The sequence below is a fragment of the Fructilactobacillus fructivorans genome (assembly GCF_000814735.1).
Lineage (GTDB): Bacteria > Bacillota > Bacilli > Lactobacillales > Lactobacillaceae > Fructilactobacillus > Fructilactobacillus fructivorans.
The window spans coordinates 1-1,478 of sequence record NZ_JOJZ01000004.1 but is presented as its reverse complement, the minus strand read 5'-3'; the positions used below and the strand labels follow the sequence as shown (position 1 = coordinate 1,478).

Sequence of the window (1,478 nt, the reverse complement as noted above, 5' to 3'; positions counted from 1 at the left end):
TTTTGCTTGGTTAAGTCCTCGACCGATTAGTATTAGTCCGCTTCACGTATCACTACGCTTCCACTTCTAACCTATCTACCTGATCATCTTTCAGGGGTCTTACTTCCATAAAGGAATGGGAAATCTCATCTCGAGGCGAGTTTCACACTTAGATGCTTTCAGCGTTTATCTCGTCCATACATAGCTACCCAGCTGTGCGCCTGGCGGCGCAACTGGTACACCAGCGGTATGTCCATCCCGGTCCTCTCGTACTAGGGATAGCTCCTCTCAAATTTCCTGCGCCCGCGACGGATAGGGACCGAACTGTCTCACGACGTTCTGAACCCAGCTCGCGTACCGCTTTAATGGGCGAACAGCCCAACCCTTGGGACCAACTACAGCCCCAGGATGCGATGAGCCGACATCGAGGTGCCAAACCTCCCCGTCGATGTGAACTCTTGGGGGAGATAAGCCTGTTATCCCCAGGGTAGCTTTTATCCGTTGAGCGATGGCCCTTCCATATGGTACCACCGGATCACTAAGCCCGACTTTCGTCCCTGCTCGACCTGTATGTCTCGCAGTCAAGCTCCCTTCTGCCTTTACACTCTATGAATGATTTCCAACCATTCTGAGGGAACCTTTGGGCGCCTCCGTTACTATTTGGGAGGCGACCGCCCCAGTCAAACTGCCAACCAGACACTGTCTCCGAGCACGTTGAGTGCTCAGGGTTAGAGTGTTCACATAGCAAGGGTAGTATCCCAATGACGCCTCCGCCGAAGCTAGCGCTCCGGTTTCAATGGCTCCTACCTATCCTGTACAAGCTGTGCAAACACCCAATATCAAGCTACAGTAAAGCTCCATGGGGTCTTTCCGTCCTGTCGCGGGTAACCTGCTTCTTCACAGGTATCTTAATTTCACCGAGTCTCTCGTTGAGACAGTGCCCAGATCGTTACGCCTTTCGTGCGGGTCGGAACTTACCCGACAAGGAATTTCGCTACCTTAGGACCGTTATAGTTACGGCCGCCGTTTACTGGGGCTTCATTTCGGAGCTTCGCCGAAGCTAACTCTTCCACTTAACCTTCCAGCACCGGGCAGGCGTCAGCCCCTATACGTCATCTTACGATTTTGCAGAAACCTGTGTTTTTGATAAACAGTCGTCTGGGCCTCTTCACTGCGGCTGTCCGTTAGGACAGCACCCCTTCTTCCGAAGTTACGGGGTCATTTTGCCGAGTTCCTTAACGAGAGTTCTCTCGCTCACCTGAGGATACTCTCCTCGACTACCTGTGTCGGTTTGCGGTACGGGTAGTTATTAACTCGCTAGAAGCTTTTCTCGGCAGCGTGACATCAGTTGCTTCCCTACTATAATTTCGGTCCTCATCGTCGCTTTGTCAACCCGATCAAAAGCATTTCTCTCTTGACCTGACTTGCGACTTGAACATCCATATCCATCAGGATGCACAACTTAGCCTTCTGCGTTCCTCCATCACTCAAACGTTAAT

At 51.7% G+C, this 1,478-nt stretch carries 1 rRNA gene; it reads right to left on the bottom strand.

Annotated elements, in window-relative coordinates:
* Positions 1-6: 6 nt before the first annotated feature.
* A 23S ribosomal RNA gene (locus tag LfDm3_RS06855) occupies positions 7-1,478 on the bottom strand; the annotation flags it as partial.